Consider the following 18,402-nt stretch of genomic DNA (forward strand, 5'->3'; position numbering starts at 1 on the left):
GCTCAATACCTGATCTTCGGGTCGATCCACGCATAGAGGATATCGACGACAAGGTTGAAGAGGATGGTCAGCGCGCCGACCAGAATGGTCACGCCCATCATCACGGCATAATCGCGGTTCAGCGCGCTATCGACGAACGCCTTCCCGATCCCGCCGGTCGAGAAGTAGATATCGATCACCACCGATCCGGTGATCATCGACACGAAAACCGGGCCAAGATAGCTGATCACCGGCAGCATCGCCGGTTTCAGCGCATGGCGGATGATCACCCGATGTTCCGGCATGCCCTTGGCGCGGGCGGTGCGGATATGGTTCGAGCCCAGCACCTCCAGCATCGACGACCGGGTGATCCGCGCGATCGAGGCCATGTAGCTGGTCGAAAGCGCGATGACCGGCATGACCCAGAAGCTGGGGTCGTTGAAGCTCCAGCCACCGCCGGGCAGCATCCGATACCAGAGGGTGAACACCAGAACGAGGATCGGCGCCATGACGAAATTCGGCAGCACCTGCGCGCCGATCGAGATGCCGACGGCCAGATAATCCACCCAGCTATTGTGCCAGATGGCCGCGACCACGCCCAAGGCGACGCCGGTGACGACGGCGGCCACGAAAGCCAGCGTGCCATAGGTCAGCGTCACCGGGAAACCGGCGGCGATCAACTGGTTCACGGTCCGGTCGGGATAGACGAAGCTGGGACCGAAATCGAAATGGGCGATGATGCCCCAGACATAGCTAATGATCTGCCGCCATAGCGGCTGATCCAGCCCGTATTTCTCGTTAAGATTTGCCAGCACCTGCGCAGGCAGTTCCCGTTCCTGCGAGAACGGTCCCCCCGGTGCAAGGTGCATCAGTAGAAAGGAAAAGACGATCAGCAGAAGTAGCGTAGGTATCGCCACCGCCAGCCGTCGCATCACATATGCGAACATCGGTGCAGCCTCCCTGCAAGGGGTCGTCAGCGTCTATGCGTTTGAACCGGAAGGGGGTGTTCCCCTTCCGGTATAGCACGGTTTTGTCGGAATTACTCGGCGACCCGATACATGTCCTTGGCGTACCAGCTGCTCATCACGTTCTCGAGCGGGACCCCACGGATATCGGGCTTGATCATCTGCGCCATGGCGTAGTGATAGGTCGGCGCCAGAGCCATATCCTGAATCAGGATCGCCTCGGCCTGTTTGTAAAGATCGTTCGGGTTTTCAGCGGTGGCGGCATCCGCCAGAAGCTGGTCATATTCCGCGTTCGACCACTTGCCTTGGTTATAGCCGCCGGTGCGGAAGTAATCGAGGAAGCTCGACGCTTCGTTATAATCGGCGCACCACGCATAGCGGGCCACCTCGAAATCCTGATTGTTCAGGCGGTCGATATGGACCTTCCATTCATAGTTGTTCAGCGTCGCGTTGACGCCGATTGCCTTCCAGAACTGCTGCACGGCAATCGCCAGCTTCCGGTGATCTTCCGACGTATTGTACTGGATCGACAGGCTCAGCGGATTGTCGGGGCCATAGCCCGCCTCTTCCAGCAGTGCCTTGGCCTTCTCGATCCGCTCGGCCTGGGTCCATTCCGACATCTCGATCTCGGGGGCCTCATAGCCTTCGGTCGCCCAATGGGTCCAGTAATAGGCCGGACGTTGGCCGCCTTGCAGCACGCGGTCCACGATGATGTCGCGGTCGATACCATAGGCCAAGGCCTGCCGGACGCGCAGATCCTTCAGCGCCTCGGGGCCCTTGTCCGAGAGGTTGAAGAGATAGGCGTAGGAACAGGACCACGGCGCCGAAACCGCCTCATCCGGGTATTCTTCCAGCAATTGCGGGAAGCGACCGGCGGGCAGGGTGTTCATCCAGTCGATCTCGCCCGCCAAATAGCGGGTCAGGCCGATATTCTGGTCGTTGACGGTGACAAAGCGGACGGTGTCGATGATCGTCTCGTCATTGTTCCAGTAATTCTCGTTGCGGACAGCGACGCCCTCGACGCCCAGATCGTGGCTTTCCAGCTTATAGGCGCCATTGCTGACCATCTTGCCGGGTTGGGTCCATGCGTCACCCTCGGCCTCGATCACCTTTTGCGGGGTGGGATAGGTGGTGGCATGCGACAGCGTCTTCAGGAAATAGGGGGTCGGCTTGGTCAGCTTCACTTCCAGCGTGTGATCGTCAACTGCGGTCACGCCCAGCGTATCGGGGGCAGCCTCGCCCTTCACGATTTCCGAGGCGCTGACGATGTTCATCAGCTCCATGAACCACGCATATTCCGACGCGGTCGCCGGATCGACGGCGCGGCGCCATGCATAGACAAAGTCATTCGCGGTGACCGGATCGCCATTCGACCAGTTGGAGTCACGCAATTTGAACGTGTAGGTCATGCCGTCATCGCTCATCTCGTAGCTTTCGGCGACACCGGGGATCATTGCCCCGGTTGCATCCTCGTTCATCAGGCCCTCGAACAATTGCCGGATCATGTCCGAGTCTGTTCTGGACGAGGTCAATTGCGGATCAAGGGATTTGAAAGCGTCGAGGATCCAGAAGCTAAGCGACTGATTATCCGAAAGGGTCTCGCCCTCTGCGGGCTGGGCGGCATAGGCGGGAAGGGCAAGTGTGGCGACAAGCGCCGTGGTCGCGAAAAGCTTCGTCATGGCGACTCCTCCTGTGTTGGTTGTCGGTGACTTATGTGCACCGTAATGCGCCGAAACTACGCCAACGCACGTTAAGGTAAAGTGGCATTCGGGCTTTTCATGCGTTTCATCCTGTGGAACAGAGGCGTTATGAAGGCGACTGGCCGAATTACGCTTGTCACCGGAGGGGCGCGTTCCGGGAAGTCGGCTTTGGCCGAACGTTTGGTGCTGCGCCACGGGCCGCAGCCGGTCTATATCGCGACCGCCGAGCCGCGCGACGGCGAAATGTCCGAAAGAATCTCGGAACATCAAAGACGTCGCGGAAGCGGCTGGATCACGGTCGAAGAACCCGTTGATCTTGCTGGTGCTTTGATGCGGACCGACGGGCGGGGCGCGCGGCTGGTCGATTGCCTGACGCTGTGGCTGTCGAACTGCGAGGGATCGGCGGATATAGGGGCATTGGAAATAACGTTGCGTCAGCAACGATCTCCGGTCGTGTTGGTGACGAATGAACTGGGGCAGGGGATCGTGCCGGGCAATACGCTGGCGCGGCGGTTCCGAGATCAGCATGGCTGGATGAATCAGGCCGTCGCAGCGGTCGCCGATGAGGTCTGGATGGCGGTATCGGGCCAGCCCCTGCGTCTGAAACCTGCATTGGTGAGCCTTGATGAGCCGGTTTGACGAGGCTGCGGCTCAGGCCGCGCGGGCGCGGCAGGCGGTACTGACCAAGCCCGCCGGATCGCTGGGCAGGCTAGAGGATCTGGCGGTTTTCATGGCGGGCTGGCAGGGCCGCGAACGACCCCGGATCGATCGCGCGCAGGCGCTGGTCTTTGCGGGAAATCATGGCGTGGTGGCGCAGGGCGTGAACCCGTTCCCGGCCGAGGTGACCGCGCTGATGGCGCAGAATTTTGCCGCCGGAGGCGCCGCGATCAACCAGCTTTGCCGTGTCGCCGATGCGGACCTGCGGGTGGTGCCGCTGGATCTGGACCGCCCGACTGCGGATTTCACCACAGGCCCGGCAATGAGTGCCGAAGAGGTGGTTTCCGCGATGCAAAGCGGTGCCGATGCGGTCGATCCCGATGCGGATGTGCTGCTGCTGGGCGAAATGGGGATCGGCAATTCGACGGTAGCTGCGGCCTTAGCGGCGGCGACCTTTGGCGGACAGGCGGGCGACTGGATTGGTCCTGGCACCGGCGCCTCTGCCGAGATCATGGCGCGTAAGGCGGATGCCGTTTCGCGCGGGCTGGCCTTGCATGCGCCCTCTGACACGCGCGGGACACTGGCGGCCTTTGGCGGGCGAGAGCAGGCGGCGATTTGTGGTGCCGTGATGCGGGCGCGGGATTTGGGTATTCCGGTGCTGCTCGACGGCTTCATCTGCACTGCCGCCGCTGCGGTGCTGACCCGCGATGATCCTGCTGCACTGGCTCATTGCCTGATCGGCCATGAAAGCGCCGAACCGGGGCATCGCCGACTGATCGAGGCATTGGCCCTGCCGATCCCGCCGATCCTGTCGCTGGAGATGCGGCTGGGCGAGGGATCAGGCGCGGCTGTGGCGCTGATGGTGCTGCGCAGCGCGCTGGCCTGCCATGACGGCATGGCGACATTTGCCGAGGCCGTCATTGGCTAGGGTCATGTGCAGAGGGCCGGGCACAGCCGCGGTTGGGCACAGCTACGATTGTGCTGGACGCTTTATGGTGCCGTCTCCCCCGCCTTATCGGTTGCGCGGGACATCACCAAAGTGCCCAGCCGGGGGGCGGCTGTGCACTGCCCAGCGGCGCGTTCCGCGCCTTGCTTCCGGGCGGGCGCTTTATCTTAACTGTCAAGACGGCGCATGGCATGTCGATCCGCGTTAGGGCACAGCAATTCCTGTTGGCGCTGGTCTTTCTGACCCGCCTGCCGCTGGGCCGGTTGCTGCCGCCGCGCGTGCTGCCGCTTGCCGAAAGCGCATGGGCCTTTCCGCTCGTGGGCGCGATCATCGGCGCAATCGCCTCGCTGCCACTGCTGCTGCCCGGCCCGCCGTTGCTGACGGCCACGCTCTCCGTCGCACTGGCCGTCTGGCTGACCGGCGCGCTGCACGAGGATGCGCTGGCCGATTTCGCCGATGCCGCTGGCGGCAACACGCCCGAGGACCGGCTGCGGATCATGCGCGATTCCCGGATCGGCAGCTACGGGGTGATGGCGCTGATCGTCTCGACCCTGTTGCGGATCGCGGCGCTTGGTGTTTTGGGGCCGCTGGCGTTGATTGCGGCGGCATCGACCGGGCGGGCGGCGATCGTTTTTGCGATGGTCGCGCTACCACCTGCGCGCAGCGATGGTCTGGGGCGGGCTGCGGGCCGTCCGGGCCTTGGCGGATTGGCGGTTTCGGCGCTGATTGCTGCGCTGTTTTTGCTACCCGCCGGCCTGCCCGCATTCGCCGCCGCAGGCGTTGCAGCCATCGTGGGTGCGTGGGTTATCTTCAAGGCAAAACAATGGCTTGGAGGTCAAACCGGGGATGTTCTGGGCACCATGTCGCTGGTCGCAGAAACGGCGGTTCTGGTCGTCTTTGCGCTATTCCGCGAGGTGACAGCTTCGTGAAAAACTTGACCGGCTGTCAGCCTTCGCGCATACCCGGAACAGAGTGAAAGTCGGTAATACAAGCTGACCTGATCGCCGAACACTTCGCGATCACGCTTCGAGGGAGGATATCATAATGGGCGGTCTTCTGGCCCTTTCGCGCGGCATCGACCGCGCCAATACTTTTATCGGTAAAAACGTGTCATGGCTGATCCTGCTGGCGATCTTTGTCAGTGCGACCAATGCAGTCATCCGCAAAGTCTTCAACACGTCGTCGAATGCCTGGCTGGAACTGCAGTGGTATCTTTATGGTGCCGCGTTCCTGCTGGCGGCGGCCTATACGCTGCTTGAGAACGAACATATCCGCATCGACATCGTCTATGGGGCATGGTCGCGCAAGACGCAGCACTGGATCGACCTGATCGGCCATGTGTTTTTCCTGATGCCGCTGGTCATTCTGACGCTGTGGCTGGTCTGGCCGTGGCTGGTGCAAAGCTATCAGGTCAACATGCGCTCGATGAACTCGGGTGGGCTGTTGCTGTGGCCGGCGCGGGCGATGCTGTTCCTTGGCTTCCTGCTGCTGTTCTTTCAGGGCATATCCGAGATCATCAAGAAGATCGCCGTCATGCGCGGCATCATCGATGATCCGCAACCCGCCTTCAGCCAGCACGCGCCGCTGGAACTGGACGAGGATTTGCTGAAGCAGGCCGGTTTTGAAGATGCACGGCCCAAGGCCGAGCCGGGCAAGGATGACCGCGCATGATTTTGGAACTTATCGCGCAGAACATGGCGCCGATCATGTTCGTTTCGCTGATCCTGTTTTTGCTGTTCGGCTATCCGGTGGCTTTCGCACTGGCGGCAAACGGGCTTTTGTTCTTCATCGTCGGTGTCGAGCTTGCACCGCTGTCAAACGGCAATATCAACCTTAGTTGGGAATTGCTGCGGGCCATCCCCGACCGATTCTTCGGAGGGGTCGTCGCCAACGAGGTGCTGCTTGCGGTGCCATTCTTCACCTTCATGGGCATCGTGCTGGAGAAATCCGGCATGGCCGAGGATTTGCTGGACACGATCGGCCAGCTTTTCGGCCCCGTTCGTGGTGGCCTTGCCTATGCGGTGATCATCGTCGGCGCGCTTCTGGCGGCCACGACCGGCGTTGTCGCGGCCTCGGTGATTGCGATGGGCCTGATCTCGCTGCCGATCATGCTGCGCTATGGTTATGACCGGAAGCTGGCCTCGGGGACCATCGCGGCCTCGGGGACGCTGGCGCAGATCATCCCGCCCAGTCTGGTGCTGATCGTTCTGGCCGACCAGTTGGGTCGGTCGGTCGGCGACATGTATAAAGGCGCGCTGATCCCCGGTCTGGTCCTGACCGGGCTTTACATGGTCTATATCTTCGTCACCTCGATCTTTCAGCCGCACAAGGTTCCCGCCCTTCCGCCCGAGGCGCGGAAACTGGGCTCCGGGGTCAAGTCGCTGCTGGCGGTGCTGCTGATCGCCGGTCTGGCGGGCTATCTGACCTTCCATTACCTGCATCCGAAGATGGGCGTGAACGCCGATATCTATGCGGGGACGGTGGGCGTTCTGGTCGCCTATTTCATCGCACTGCTGGACAAGGAAGGCTGGCGCTTTCTGGTCAAACTGGCGATTGCCGGACTTGCCTGCGCCATCTTCTACGGGGTCTTCGTCTCGCATGTCTTTGGACATATCGCGACGGCGATCCTGTCGGTCGAAGGCATGGGCGCGCTGATCTTCAGTCTGATCTGCTCGGCCATTGTCGGGATCATCGCCTTTGCGCTGATCTTCAAGGTCGTGGCAACGGTGATCGATTTCACCTACCAGCCGGAACATAGCCTTGGGCTGACCAGCCGCCTTGCGCAGCAGGTCATCATCGTGCTGATCCCGCCGCTGGCGCTGATCTTTCTGGTTCTGGGCACCATCTTCCTTGGCATCGCCACCCCGACCGAGGGCGGCGCGATGGGCGCGGTCGGATCGCTGATCCTTGCCGGGTTCAAGAAGCGCCTGAACTATGAGGTGATCTCCCAGGCGCTGGCTGCGACCACCCGGTTGTCGGCCTTCGTCATGTTCATCCTGATCGGGGCGCGGGTCTTTTCGCTGACCTTCTACGGGGTGAACGGGCATGTCTGGGTCGAGCATCTGCTGACCTCGCTTCCGGGCGGCGAATATGGCTTCCTGATTGCGGTGTCGGTGCTGGTCTTCCTGCTGGCCTTCTTCCTCGATTTCTTCGAACTGGCCTTCATTATCGTGCCGCTGCTGGCGCCTGCCGCCGAAAGCCTTGGCATCGATCTGATCTGGTTCGGGGTGATCCTTGGGGTCAATATGCAGACCAGCTTCATGCATCCACCCTTCGGTTTCGCCTTGTTCTACCTGCGATCGGTCGCGCCAAAGCTGCCCTATCGCGACAAGGTGACCGGCAAGACGATGGAGCCTGTCCGCTCATCCCAGATCTACTGGGGCGCGGTGCCTTATGTGTTGATCCAGATCGTAATGGTCGGTGTCGTCATCGCCTTCCCGAACCTGGTCATGCACTACAAAGGGGCGCCGGTGGACACGTCGAACGTGCAGATCCAGATCCCCGAATCCGGGCTTGGCGGATCGGGTTCGGGCAGCGGCTTCGGCACGCTGGGCGGCTTGGGCGGTTCACCCTTCGGGCAAGCACCCGCAGGCGGGACCGAGACCCCTGCGACCGAGGGCACGTCAGGTGGTTTCGGCGATCTTGGCGGACCGCCGAATTTCGGCACGCCCGGCGAACAGCCCGCCCCGCAACCGGCAACCCCGGAAGCCACCCCCGAGCCAGAGGCGAATGGTGGCGGTCTTGGGCTGGGCAGCAGCCCGCCGCCGGGTCTTGGCGGCAGCAACTGACGCCCAATATCACAGCGTCAAAAGGCCGGGCAAAACGCCCGGCCTTTTTCTTTGGTTCAGGCTTTCACCCCACAACCCGGCCAGACATGAAAAAACCGCCGCGACGGATCGCGGCGGTTTCTGATCTTGGTCTGGGAGGTGTTACTGAGCGCCGCCCGGACGCAGCTTGCCGTTGCGCTGCTGGATCATCATGAAGGTGTCGAAGGTATATTCGGCGGTCTGCGCATAGAGATACCAGTCGTCACGGTATTGCAGCATCGCCTCGTATTGCTTCTTGAACGACTCGTTTTCGGTCATCAGCTCGGCATAGACCTCGTTCGAGGCGGCAAAGGAGGCGTTCAGAATGTCTTCGCTGAACGACCGCAATTGCGCGCCGGAACCGACCAGCTCTTTCAGCGCGGTCGGGTTCTTGGTGTCGTAATTGGCCAGCATGCTTTGATCCACCGCCTGACAGCAGGTGCGCAGCAGGGATTTGTAATTCTCGGGCAGACCCTCGAATTTCGGCTTGTTGAAGAAGAAGCTGACCGTTGGACCACCTTCCCAGAAACCGGGATAGTAGTAATAGGGCGCGACCTTCTGGAAGCCCAGCTTGTTGTCGTCATAGGGGCCGACCCATTCCGCCGCATCGATCGTGCCGCGTTCCAGCGAGGGATAGATGTCGCCACCGGCAAGCTGCTGCGGCACCACGCCCAGCTTTTGCAGGATGCGCCCGGCCAGACCCGAAATACGCATCTTCAGGCCCTGAAGATCGGCTGCGGTGTTGATCTCGCGCCGATACCAGCCGCCCATCTGCACGCCGGTATTGCCGCCGGGGAAGCTGACCAGCGTGTATTTGTCGAGGAACTCGTTATAGTTCTCGATCCCGCCGCCGTAATAGTTATAGGCGGCCTTGGCGCGTGCCGAGAAGGTGAAGGGCAGGTCGGCACCGCAGGCGAAAGCCGGGTCCTTGCCCCAGTTGTAATAGCCGACCGAATGCGCCGATTCGACGGTGCCGTCAGTGGCGGCGTTGATCGCATCAAGGCCCGGAACGATCTCGCCCGCGGCAAAGACCTGAATGTTGAACTTGCCGTCAGTTGCCTCGCGCAGACGACGCGAAAGCTCGTCGGCCCCGCCATAGATCGTGTCCAGCGATTTCGGGAAGGACGAGGCAAGCCGCCAGTTGATCGTCGGCGCCTCTTGCGCGATGGCCGGCGCGGCAAGCGTCGCCCCGGCTGCTGCGGCAACACCGCCGACCGACGCGCGGCTTAGAAAGTCCCGCCGTCCCAGTTTTTTGGATTCGTTCATATATATTCCTCCCTCAGACCGGGCTGGGCCCTCGCCCTGAACGATCGCCCCGATCCGTATGTGGCGCAGTTTATAGCCCGAAACGCGGGTGTCGAGTGCCGGAAACCACGCAGCCGTCAAATATGTGGATGCCCTTGGGTCAGTGGCACCAATCGGGCTCGACGCACGGACGGTTTGATATTCTTTCGAAAGAGCGAGACAGATCAAGTGCGTAAGGACGCCTAAGGAAATAAAGTTGCCGCAATTCCCTCGCCCCGCCTATGGCAGCGCGTCCGCCCGGAATCGCGTCGCTCTTGGGCAAGGCCTCTGCGTGCCCAACCGCCGACGCAAAACCCTCTGCTTTAAGCTGAACTGCCGACAGCGACGGCCAGCCCATTCCCGCCAAGCGATTGCCGAGGCGCGGAAAACCTGCGCCGCCATGCCTTGCCGCCCCGTGCCGGTCCGCGCTAAGGCTGTCTTTCAAGATTGCCGCCACGAAGGATCACCCCGAGCGTGAGCCAGACCATCCCGCCCGCCCCGCTGTTCCGCCGTTTCTGGAACGACTACCTTCGGATGCACCGGGGCAGCATGCTGGGCGCGTTCGTCCTGATGACGCTGGAGGGATCGACGCTGGCGTTGATTTCCTGGATGCTGAAGCCGCTGTTCGATCAGGTTTTCATCGGCAAGCAGGAAGGCGCGATCTGGTGGGTCGGGGGCGCGATTTTCGGGGTCTTCCTGCTGCGCGCCGTCACGTTGATCGCCAGCCGCTCGCTGCTCAGCCGGATTTCGCTGGGCGTCTCGACCGCGATGCAGACCGATCTGCTGGCGCATATCATGACGCTGGACGGCAAGTTCTTCCGCGACAACCCGCCCGGCGCGATGATCGAGCGGATACAAGGCGACACCATCGCCGTGCAGGGGGTCTGGGCCACGCTGATCACCGGGGCCACGCGCGATGCGATCTCGCTGGTGATGCTGTTCGCCGTCGCGGTGATGGTCGATCCGATCTGGACCGCCGCCGCGCTGATCGGGGCGCCGATCCTGATCCTGCCCGCCTCGATGGTGCAGCGCTATATCCGCCGCAAGGTGCGCCAGAACCGGGCAAATGCCAGCGCCCGGGCCACAAGGCTGGATGAGGTGATGCATGGCATCACCTCGATCCGCCTGAACCGAGCCGAGGCCGACCAGACCCACCGTTTCGCCAAGATCGTCGCGAAAATTCGGCAGGCCGAGGTGAAGGTCGCCGCCACCTCCAGCGTCATTCCGGCGCTGACCGATATCGTCACCGGCATCGGCTTTATCGCCGTCCTTGCACTTGGCGGCAGGCAGGTGATGGAGGGCGAACGCAGCGTTGGCGACTTCATGTCCTTCTTCACCGCCCTTGCGCTGGCCTTCCAGCCGATGCGCCGCCTTGGCACGCTGGCCGGAAGCTGGCAGACCGCCGCCGCCAGTCTTGAGCGGATTTATCAGGTGATCGATACCAAGCCGACGATCCTGTCGGGCAACCGGACAGAGCCGCCGGTCGATACCGCGATCCGGCTGGACGATGTCTGGCTGTCCTATGATGATCAACTGGTGCTGAACGGGCTGAGCTTTACTGCCGAGGCCGGACAGACGACGGCTTTGGTCGGGCCTTCGGGTGCGGGCAAATCGACGATCTTCAACCTGCTGACCCGCATGGTCGATCCCGACCGGGGGCAGGTGCTGCTGGGCGGTGTGCCGGTCGCGGATTACGATCTGGGCGTTCTGCGCGATCAGTTCTCGACCGTGGCGCAGGAATCGGCGCTTTTCGATGAAAGCCTGCGCGACAATATCCTGATGGGCCGCCCTTCGGCGGATGAGCAGGCGTTGCAGCGCGCGATGGAGGTGGCGAATGTCACCAATTTCATCGACGCCACCACCCGCAGCCTCGACAGTGCCGCCGGGCCGCGTGGTTCATCGCTGTCCGGCGGGCAGCGTCAGCGGATCGCCATTGCCCGCGCCGTGCTGCGCGACGCCCCGGTTCTGCTGTTGGACGAGGCGACCAGCGCGCTGGACACGGCCAGCGAACGGCTGGTGCAGGAGGCGCTGGACAATCTTTCGCAGGGGCGCACCACGCTGGTCATCGCTCATCGGCTGTCCACCATCCGCAATGCCGACAAGATCGTGGTGATCGAGGGCGGCAGGGTTGTGGAAGAGGGTGATCATGACCAGTTGATGGAAAAAGGCGGCACCTATGCCCGTCTTGTCGCGATGCAGTTCGGAGAGAAATCATGACCCGTCAGATCATCCGTGTCTCGGGCGAGGATCGGGTGGCATTCCTGCAAGGGCTGGTCACCAATGACGTGAAACGCGCGCCCTGCTGGGCGGCGATCCTGACGCCGCAGGGGAAATATCTGGCCGATTTTCTGATCGTGCCGGATGGTGACAGCCTGCTGATCGATGTCGATGCGCGTCTGGCCGATGATCTTGCGCGGCGGCTGACCATGTACAAGCTGCGCTCGAAGGTAATGCTTGAGCCTCTGACGATGGAGGTCGCGCGCGGCACCGGGCCTGCGCCGGAAGGGGCGATCGCCGATCCCCGGCACGAGGCGCTTGGCTGGCGGCTTTATGGCAAGGCGGGCGATGACGGCAGCGACTGGGACGCGATCCGGGTGGAGCATCAGATCCCCGAAACGCTGATCGAGCTGATCCCGAACGACACCTATATTCTGGAAGCCGGTTTCGAGCGGCTGCACGGCGTCGATTTCCGCAAGGGCTGCTATGTCGGGCAAGAGGTCACCGCCCGGATGAAGCACAAGACCGAGCTTCGCAAGGGTCTGGCCCGCGTCGGTATCGACGGCGAGGCCGCTCCCGGCACGCCGATCACCCGCGACGGGCGCGAGGTCGGGACGGTCTTCACCCGCTCGGGCAACCGCGCCATTGCCTATGTCCGCTTCGACCGGCTGGGCGAGGGGATGCAGGCGGGTGAGGCCCGCATCACCGCCGAATGAGCGCCGGGGCGGATACGCCCCCCGCTGACGCGCCTCTGCGCAAGATCATCCATATCGACATGGATGCCTTCTACGCCTCGGTCGAACAGCGCGACCATCCCGAATTGCGCGGCAAGCCGGTCGCGGTCGGCGGCTCCAGCCTGCGCGGCGTGGTGGCGGCGGCCAGCTATGAGGCGCGGGTTTTTGGTGTCCGCTCGGCCATGCCCTCGGTCACGGCGAAGCGGCTCTGTCCCGATCTGATCTTCGTGAAGCACCGCTTCGATGTCTATCGCGCCGTCAGCGCCCAGATCCGTGACATCTTCGCCGATTACACCCCGCTGATCGAGCCGCTGTCGCTGGACGAGGCCTATCTGGACGTGACCGATTATCTTGCATCTGGCCAGACGGCGACGCAGGTGGCGCGCGAGATCCGCGCCATGATCCGCCAGACGACCGGGCTGACGGCCAGCGCCGGGGTCAGCTACAACAAATTTCTGGCGAAGCTGGCCTCGGATCAGAACAAGCCGGACGGTTTGTGCGTCATTACCCCCGAACGCGGGCCGGAATTCGTGCTGACCCTGCCGGTCGGCAAATTCCACGGCATCGGCCCGGCCACGGCGCGCAAGCTGAACGCGATGGGCATTCAGACCGGCGCCGATCTGCGGGCGCAGGAGCTTGATTTCCTCAAGCGCCGCTTTGGCAAGTCGGGGCAATATTATTGGAACATCTCGCGCGGGATCGATCACCGGCGCGTCAGCCCGGATCGTATCCGCAAATCGGTGGGGGCCGAGAACACCTATTTCACCGACCTGATGACGCTGGACGAGGCGCAGCAAGAGCTAGCCCCCCTGGCCGAGAAGGTCTGGCGCCATGTCATCCGCAACGAATTGCAGGGCCGCACGGTGACGCTGAAGGTGAAATACGCTGATTTCCAACAGGTCACCCGCGCCCGCACCCTTGGCCGCGCCGTGCAATCCGAGGCGGAATTGCTGGCCATCGCCTGCGAACTGACCGAGACGGTGCTGCCCGATCCACGTGGCGCGCGGTTGTTGGGGGTCACGCTGTCAGGCTTTGACCATGACGAGCCCTATGACGACGGGCAACTGGACCTGTTCGATTGATGGAAACGCTTCGCTGGATTTGTCCCGCGACAAATCCGGCCGCGCCTGCCTGCCCTTTGGCAGGCGCGTTACCGCGCCAGCCCAGTCAGCCGCGCCCGGATTGCTGCTGTTCGGACTGGTGGCACACCCCTTTCCCTACGGCTTGCGCCTTCGGGAAATCGGTCCGAGAAAATGTCCACTGGACATTTCCCTTTCGGACCTCTGCCTGCGCGAAAATCCAGGGAAGCACGACGCCCTCTACACCGCGATCTTCTGCACGACATCGCCCAGCCGCACCTCGCCATCCTCTTCAATCGAGCAGAGGATGCCGCGCAGGCGCAGCGGCGGATGGCCTTCCGCCACAACCCAATCCTTCGCGGCCTGACCATAGCGAACCTTCCACTTCACGCAGGCATCGTTGAACACATCCGATACCCGCAGCACCGCCGTCCCCACGCGCAGCAGGCTGCCGGTTGGCAGATTGGCCTCGCTGGTGTCCAGATCGCAGATGATCGGATCGCCGGGATGTGGTGCTGCATCCGGGTCGCGCCAGACCAGATCGCGGACCCTCAGCGGCAGGATCGACACCTGAATGCGCGGATCGGGCGATCCATCGGCCAGCTTCAGCCACGGCGCGGTCAACCAGCGCTCGCCCGGTATCCCATGCGCCCGCGTCAGTTCCAGCCGCTCGGGAAACTCGCGCTGACCATAACCGGGGCGAAAGCACAATTGCTCGACCCGCGCATGGTCCTTGGGCGCGGCGAGGATATGGGGCAGGGCGCGGGTCAGCTCTGCTGCGGTTGGGTGATGTGCAGTCATTTCCGGCCTCTCATCGCAAGATAGAGATCGTCCCGCCGAAATCCCCGGTCGCCTTGGGCGACGGTGCCGGATGCACCGGATATTTCAGGGAAAATGGTAGCGGAGGAGGGATTTGAACCCCCGACACAAGGATTATGATTCCTCTGCTCTAACCAACTGAGCTACTCCGCCACGGGTGGGGGCGATGTAAGGGAGGGCGCGGGGGGCGTCAAGCGTAATCCGAAGATTTTCGGCAGCTTTTCCGCGACACCTCGCCGTCCCGGCATCGACCCCGGATAAAGGCCTTAGCCGCGCGCCCGCACCACCTGCAACAGCGGCATCACGTCGGACATGTCCGGCCCATGGGCCTGCCCGGTCAGCGCCTTGCGCAGCGGCATGAACAGGCCCTTGCCCTTGCGGCCCGTCGCCTCTTTCACCTGCGCCGTCCATTCGCCCCAGGTGGCGTCGGTATAGGGCGGCGGCGGCAGCATCGTCATCGCCTCTGCCACGAAATCGGCATCCTCGGCATCGATCTGCGGCTCGGCGCCGTCGTGGAAGATCGCCCACCACGCGCCCAGATCGTCCAGACGGGTGATGTTCTGCGACGCCACGCGCCAGAAACGCTCGCCCAGTTCCGCAGGCACGCCAAGCGCCGTGATACGATCCTTCACCGCCTCATAGGGCAGCGCGTGATTGCGTTCGCGGGTCAGCGGCCACAGATCCTCGGGGTCGAATTTCGTGGGCGAGGCACCGAATTGCGACAGATCGAACCCCTCGGCGATCTCGTCCAGCGACATCCGCAACTCGACCGGCTGGCTGGAGCCAAGACGCGCCATCATCGACAGCAGCGCCTCGGGGGCGACGCCGGATTCGCGCAGATCGCGGATCGACAGCGCGCCGATGCGCTTGGACAGCTCCTCGCCCTGCGCGCCGGTCAGCAGGCTGTGATGGGCAAAGGCCGGGGGCGTGCCGCCAATGGCCTTGATGATCTGGATCTGGGTGGCGGTATTGGTCACGTGGTCGGCGCCGCGCACGATATTGGTCACTTCCATGTCGCGGTCATCGACAGACGAGGCGAAGGTGTAAAGCACCTGCCCATCGGCGCGGATCAGCACCGGGTCGCTGACAGAGGCGGCATCGATCGAGATATCGCCAAGGATGCCATCGGCCCATTCGATCCGTTCGTGATCCAGCCGGAAGCGCCAATAGCCCTCGCGCCCCTCGGCCCGCAGCTTGTCCTTGTCGGCATCCGACAGGTTCAGCCCGCTGCGGTCATAAACCGGCGGCTTGCCCATGTTCAGTTGCTTCTTGCGCTTCAGATCCAGCTCGGTCGGGGTCTCGAACACCTCGTAAAGCCGGCCCGCGGCGCGCAGTTGGTCCGCGGCTTCGGCATATCGGTCAAGGCGCAGCGACTGGCGTTCCTCGCGGTCCCAGGTCAGGCCCAGCCATTCCAGATCGCGCTTGATCCCATCGACATATTCCTGCTTCGAGCGTTCCTGATCGGTATCGTCCAGCCGCAGGATGAAGCTGCCGCCCGCCTTGCGTGCGATCAGATAGTTCATCAGCGCGGTGCGCAGGTTGCCGACATGGATATGGCCGGTGGGCGAAGGGGCGAAGCGGGTGATGGTCATGGGCGTCTCCTGTTCCGCCTGCTCTTTCACAGACGGCGTTTTTTGTCCATATCAGGGGCGACATGCAGGAGGTGCGGATGACGGACTGGAACGAGATGACGGCCCCGGACGAGGCCGAGATCGAAGCGATGGCCCGCTCGGCTTTGGCGCTTTTGCCCGAGGAATTCGCGTCCCGCGCCGCCGATGTGGCGATCCGCGTCGCCGATTTCGCGGCCGAGGATATGCTGGACGAATTGCAGATCGATGATCCGTTCGAACTGACCGGGCTTTATGACGGCATCCCGGTGACCGAGAAATCCTTTGCCGATCAGCCCGGTCAGCCCGATATCGTCTGGCTGTTCCGTCGCCCGATCCTTGATGAATGGGCGACGCGCGGGAATGTGACGCTGGGCGATTTGGTCGCGCATGTGGTGGTGCATGAACTGGCGCATCATTTCGGCTGGTCGGACGAGGATATCGCCCGGATCGATCGGTGGTGGGAATGATCGATCAGTCGCCGATCCTGACGGTCACGCTGAACCCGGCGCTGGATCTGTCAACGGCGACGGACGAGATCCGGCCCGAATTGCGGCTGCGCTGTGACAAGCCGGTGGCGGTGCCGGGCGGTGGCGGTATCAATGTCAGCCGGGCGATCAAGATATTGGGCGGGCAATCGACGGCAATGGTGGCGCTTGGCGGCGCGACCGGGATGCGGATCGCCGAGATGCTGAAATCCGACGGTCTGTCGGTGGTCAAGCTGACCGCGCCGGGCGAGACGCGGCAATCGCTGGCGGTGATGGACCGGCGCACCGGCGCACCCTATCGCTTCGTCATGCCGGGGCCGGAATGGCACCGCGCCCATATCGCCGACATGATGTCAGCGATTGCAGAGGCCGCCCGTGCCGGAGGATGGGTGGTGGTGACCGGCTCGAACCCGCCGGGGGTTGCGGCGGGGTTTGAACAGATGCTGGTCGTGCGCCTGCGCGACAGCCGGGCGAAGCTGCTGGTCGATGCCTCGGGCGAGGTGCTGACGGCTTTGGCAGGCTCATCGACGCCGGTTGATGTGATGCGGATGGACAGCCTTGAGGCAGAAGCGTTGGCGGGCCGCCCGTTGCCGCTGCGCAGCGACAGTGCGGCCTTCGCGGCGGGACTGGTCAAGGACGGCGCGGCGAAAGCGGTCATCGTGGCGCGGGGCGATGACGGCTCGGTCATCGCTGGTCCCGACGGCGCATGGCATGCCGAGGCAGCGCGCGTGAACGTGGTCAGTTCGGTCGGTGCGGGCGACAGCTTCCTTGCCGGTTTCGTGCTGGCCATCGCCCGCGACTGGCCGGTCGAGGATGCGCTGGCCCTGGGTGCGGCGGCGGCTTCGGCAGCGGTGATGACGCCCGCGACCGAGTTGTGCCGGGCAGAGCAGGTCGAGGCATTTTACAAGGCGCGGGTGGTGACACGGCTTTAGTTGACGGTATCCGCCCGCTCTTTTTCACCGCCTGTTCTGATCAGATGGATGAACTGCGCCGCAAGACCCAAAACCAGCATCGCCGCAAGTGACGCAAGCGCGGCTTTCAGGATGGGCGAATTCGGATCGGAAGCAATCGGATTTCCGTCGGGCACGCGGCGCAAAGTCTCGGACACCGTGGGTACCATCAGCAGGAAGACGGTCAGGGTCAGCAGAAATGTTTCGAGATAGACCGCGGCGCGCCCCAGAAACGGGATTCTGCCAACGCCGTAACCGGCAAAAAGCACAATCAGCGTCACGGCGGCGACGATAGGGCTGACCGGGGCCTTTGCCACCAGAAATACGGTGAGCGCGCCGATTACCATACAGATGAAGTAAAGCTGTCCGGCAGGAGACCGGGGCACAATGCGGCCATGACGGGCAAGCATGTAAATGGCGGCGGGAATAGCGGGAAGGCTGCCAAGGGTGTGCAGCCAGCCAAGCGGAGTGATGCCGAACATATCAAATCCTTTCCTGTTCGTCGCAGGGCATGTGCCTTGGTGCGCGATCGGTTGCGTTTGCTTAATGCATATCGCAACATTGATTATCGCGATATATAGTTGATAGCTTGCCTTGTCGATCTTGTCCAGATTTCATATATCGCGATAAACAGTTTTGTGATATGTAACCGCATGACCCAACTCATCCCGCTTGAAGATCAGCTTTGCTTCTCGCTCTACGCGACCTCCATAACGATCAACCGCCTTTACAAGCCGCTGCTTGACGGGCTTGGAATTACCTATCCGCAATATCTTGTGCTCAGCGTTCTTTGGGAGAAAGACGGGTTAAGTATCGGTGAAATCGCCGCGCGACTGGACCTTGAGCCAAGCACCATCACGCCGCTGATCAAAAGATTAGAGGCCGCTTCGCTTGTCGGTCGCAGTCGCAGCGCCGAGGATGAACGCAGGGTCTGGGTCAGCCTGACCGATCAGGGCAAAGCGCTGAGCTCGCAAAGCCGATGTCTGGGAGAGGCGCTTTTCGCGAAAGCCGGCATGACCGTGGAAGAGATGATCACCCTTAATAAAGAGGTTCGTCGCCTGCGTGATGCACTTTTGACGAGTGCGGATTAGCGGTCAGCGCAGACTCTACGCTATCGCATTCTCAGGCGAAGAATTCGTGACCTTGTATTGCCCTGGCAGGGCTTGTGCCG

17 protein-coding genes and 1 tRNA gene are annotated in these 18,402 nt (G+C 62.6%); 11 read left to right on the forward strand and 7 right to left on the reverse strand.

Going from position 1 to position 18,402, the window contains the following annotated elements; translation table 11 throughout:
- Positions 1-2: 2 nt before the first annotated feature.
- Positions 3-926, reverse strand: a complete 924-nt coding sequence (oppB, locus tag JJJ17_RS06530; protein WP_200684628.1) for an oligopeptide ABC transporter permease OppB — start codon at positions 924-926, stop codon at positions 3-5.
- Between the two features lie 92 nt (positions 927-1,018).
- Positions 1,019-2,623 (reverse strand): peptide ABC transporter substrate-binding protein, encoded by a 1,605-nt coding sequence (locus JJJ17_RS06535; protein ID WP_200684629.1) that lies wholly within the window; start codon positions 2,621-2,623, stop codon positions 1,019-1,021.
- Positions 2,624-2,752: 129 nt separating this feature from the next.
- On the opposite strand from JJJ17_RS06535, the gene cobU reads away from it, so the two are divergent.
- The 5 genes from cobU to JJJ17_RS06560 all read left to right on the forward strand — a co-directional run bounded on the left by cobU (position 2,753) and on the right by JJJ17_RS06560 (position 8,035).
- Positions 2,753-3,283, forward strand: a complete 531-nt coding sequence (gene cobU, locus JJJ17_RS06540; RefSeq protein WP_200684630.1) for a bifunctional adenosylcobinamide kinase/adenosylcobinamide-phosphate guanylyltransferase — start codon at positions 2,753-2,755, stop codon at positions 3,281-3,283.
- Positions 3,270-4,229 carry a nicotinate-nucleotide--dimethylbenzimidazole phosphoribosyltransferase gene (gene cobT, locus JJJ17_RS06545; RefSeq protein WP_200684631.1) on the forward strand — a complete coding sequence of 320 codons (960 nt, stop codon included), beginning with the start codon at positions 3,270-3,272 and terminating at the stop codon, positions 4,227-4,229. Before cobU ends, cobT begins: the two co-directional genes overlap by 14 nt.
- A gap of 209 nt (positions 4,230-4,438) precedes the next feature.
- Entirely contained in the window at positions 4,439-5,176 is a 738-nt protein-coding gene (gene cobS, locus JJJ17_RS06550; RefSeq protein WP_200684632.1) for an adenosylcobinamide-GDP ribazoletransferase, read from the forward strand.
- 115 nt (positions 5,177-5,291) lie between these two features.
- Positions 5,292-5,918: a TRAP transporter small permease subunit gene (locus JJJ17_RS06555; RefSeq protein WP_200684633.1), complete on the forward strand. Its 627-nt coding sequence runs from the start codon at positions 5,292-5,294 to the stop codon at positions 5,916-5,918.
- Positions 5,918-8,035: a TRAP transporter large permease gene (locus JJJ17_RS06560; RefSeq protein WP_325168778.1), complete on the forward strand. Its 2,118-nt coding sequence runs from the start codon at positions 5,918-5,920 to the stop codon at positions 8,033-8,035. The genes JJJ17_RS06555 and JJJ17_RS06560 overlap by 1 nt, the downstream gene beginning before the upstream one ends.
- A 141-nt stretch (positions 8,036-8,176) precedes the next feature.
- Here the strand turns inward: JJJ17_RS06560 and JJJ17_RS06565 are convergent, their stop codons facing one another.
- A complete protein-coding gene (locus tag JJJ17_RS06565; RefSeq protein ID WP_200684857.1) occupies positions 8,177-9,301 on the reverse strand; it encodes a TRAP transporter substrate-binding protein in 1,125 nt (374 codons plus the stop codon).
- Positions 9,302-9,886: 585 nt separating this feature from the next.
- On the opposite strand from JJJ17_RS06565, the gene JJJ17_RS06570 reads away from it, so the two are divergent.
- The 3 genes from JJJ17_RS06570 to dinB are packed head-to-tail and all read left to right on the forward strand — an operon-like array spanning position 9,887 to position 13,370.
- The gene (locus JJJ17_RS06570) at positions 9,887-11,554 is read left to right on the forward strand and encodes an ABC transporter ATP-binding protein (RefSeq protein WP_200684858.1); all 1,668 of its coding nucleotides are present in this window, start codon (positions 9,887-9,889) and stop codon (positions 11,552-11,554) included.
- Complete coding sequence (gene ygfZ / locus JJJ17_RS06575; RefSeq protein ID WP_200684636.1) at positions 11,551-12,270, forward strand: CAF17-like 4Fe-4S cluster assembly/insertion protein YgfZ; 720 nt, start codon at positions 11,551-11,553, stop codon at positions 12,268-12,270. Before JJJ17_RS06570 ends, ygfZ begins: the two co-directional genes overlap by 4 nt.
- A complete protein-coding gene (gene dinB, locus JJJ17_RS06580) occupies positions 12,267-13,370 on the forward strand; it encodes a DNA polymerase IV (RefSeq protein WP_200684638.1) in 1,104 nt (367 codons plus the stop codon). Before ygfZ ends, dinB begins: the two co-directional genes overlap by 4 nt.
- Before the next feature lie 237 nt (positions 13,371-13,607).
- Here the strand turns inward: dinB and JJJ17_RS06585 are convergent, their stop codons facing one another.
- The 3 genes from JJJ17_RS06585 to gltX all read right to left on the reverse strand — a co-directional run bounded on the left by JJJ17_RS06585 (position 13,608) and on the right by gltX (position 15,778).
- A complete protein-coding gene (locus JJJ17_RS06585) occupies positions 13,608-14,168 on the reverse strand; it encodes an MOSC domain-containing protein (protein WP_200684640.1) in 561 nt (186 codons plus the stop codon).
- Positions 14,169-14,262: 94 nt separating this feature from the next.
- Positions 14,263-14,339, reverse strand: a tRNA-Met gene (locus JJJ17_RS06590).
- Positions 14,340-14,452: 113 nt separating this feature from the next.
- Positions 14,453-15,778: a glutamate--tRNA ligase gene (gene gltX, locus JJJ17_RS06595; protein ID WP_200684642.1), complete on the reverse strand. Its 1,326-nt coding sequence runs from the start codon at positions 15,776-15,778 to the stop codon at positions 14,453-14,455.
- A 77-nt stretch (positions 15,779-15,855) separates the two neighbouring features.
- Here gltX and JJJ17_RS06600 point away from each other — a divergent pair, with 77 nt between their 5' ends.
- Together JJJ17_RS06600 and JJJ17_RS06605 are read left to right on the forward strand one after the other, a co-directional pair.
- Entirely contained in the window at positions 15,856-16,263 is a 408-nt protein-coding gene (locus JJJ17_RS06600; RefSeq protein ID WP_200684644.1) for a metallopeptidase family protein, read from the forward strand.
- Positions 16,260-17,213, forward strand: coding sequence for a 1-phosphofructokinase family hexose kinase (locus JJJ17_RS06605; RefSeq protein WP_200684646.1), 954 nt, complete (start codon positions 16,260-16,262; stop codon positions 17,211-17,213). Before JJJ17_RS06600 ends, JJJ17_RS06605 begins: the two co-directional genes overlap by 4 nt.
- Here the strand turns inward: JJJ17_RS06605 and JJJ17_RS06610 are convergent.
- Positions 17,210-17,713, reverse strand: coding sequence for a hypothetical protein (locus JJJ17_RS06610; RefSeq protein ID WP_200684648.1), 504 nt, complete (start codon positions 17,711-17,713; stop codon positions 17,210-17,212). The two genes, JJJ17_RS06605 and JJJ17_RS06610, sit on opposite strands and share 4 nt — an antisense overlap.
- A 171-nt stretch (positions 17,714-17,884) precedes the next feature.
- Between JJJ17_RS06610 and JJJ17_RS06615 the strand changes: the two genes are divergently transcribed.
- The gene (locus JJJ17_RS06615) at positions 17,885-18,322 is read left to right on the forward strand and encodes a MarR family winged helix-turn-helix transcriptional regulator (RefSeq protein WP_200684650.1); all 438 of its coding nucleotides are present in this window, start codon (positions 17,885-17,887) and stop codon (positions 18,320-18,322) included.
- Positions 18,323-18,402 lie beyond the last annotated feature (80 nt).

The sequence above is a fragment of the Paracoccus caeni genome, from assembly GCF_016629665.1.
GTDB lineage: Bacteria > Pseudomonadota > Alphaproteobacteria > Rhodobacterales > Rhodobacteraceae > Paracoccus > Paracoccus caeni.

What these genes read in the sequence shown, in the direction of transcription:
- JJJ17_RS06535 (WP_200684629.1), bottom strand. Translation starts at nt 2,623, where the DNA reads ATGACGAAGCTTTTCGCGACCACGGCGCTTGTCGCCACACTTGCCCTT.
- JJJ17_RS06585 (WP_200684640.1), bottom strand. Translation starts at nt 14,168, where the DNA reads ATGACTGCACATCACCCAACCGCAGCAGAGCTGACCCGCGCCCTGCCC.
- JJJ17_RS06570 (WP_200684858.1), top strand. Translation starts at nt 9,887, where the DNA reads ATGCTGGGCGCGTTCGTCCTGATGACGCTGGAGGGATCGACGCTGGCG.
- oppB (WP_200684628.1), bottom strand. Translation starts at nt 926, where the DNA reads ATGTTCGCATATGTGATGCGACGGCTGGCGGTGGCGATACCTACGCTA.
- cobU (WP_200684630.1), top strand. Translation starts at nt 2,753, where the DNA reads ATGAAGGCGACTGGCCGAATTACGCTTGTCACCGGAGGGGCGCGTTCC.
- JJJ17_RS06610 (WP_200684648.1), bottom strand. Translation starts at nt 17,713, where the DNA reads ATGTTCGGCATCACTCCGCTTGGCTGGCTGCACACCCTTGGCAGCCTT.
- ygfZ (WP_200684636.1), top strand. Translation starts at nt 11,551, where the DNA reads ATGACCCGTCAGATCATCCGTGTCTCGGGCGAGGATCGGGTGGCATTC.
- JJJ17_RS06600 (WP_200684644.1), top strand. Translation starts at nt 15,856, where the DNA reads ATGACGGACTGGAACGAGATGACGGCCCCGGACGAGGCCGAGATCGAA.
- dinB (WP_200684638.1), top strand. Translation starts at nt 12,267, where the DNA reads ATGAGCGCCGGGGCGGATACGCCCCCCGCTGACGCGCCTCTGCGCAAG.
- gltX (WP_200684642.1), bottom strand. Translation starts at nt 15,778, where the DNA reads ATGACCATCACCCGCTTCGCCCCTTCGCCCACCGGCCATATCCATGTC.
- cobS (WP_200684632.1), top strand. Translation starts at nt 4,439, where the DNA reads ATGTCGATCCGCGTTAGGGCACAGCAATTCCTGTTGGCGCTGGTCTTT.
- JJJ17_RS06615 (WP_200684650.1), top strand. Translation starts at nt 17,885, where the DNA reads ATGACCCAACTCATCCCGCTTGAAGATCAGCTTTGCTTCTCGCTCTAC.
- JJJ17_RS06605 (WP_200684646.1), top strand. Translation starts at nt 16,260, where the DNA reads ATGATCGATCAGTCGCCGATCCTGACGGTCACGCTGAACCCGGCGCTG.
- JJJ17_RS06555 (WP_200684633.1), top strand. Translation starts at nt 5,292, where the DNA reads ATGGGCGGTCTTCTGGCCCTTTCGCGCGGCATCGACCGCGCCAATACT.
- cobT (WP_200684631.1), top strand. Translation starts at nt 3,270, where the DNA reads ATGAGCCGGTTTGACGAGGCTGCGGCTCAGGCCGCGCGGGCGCGGCAG.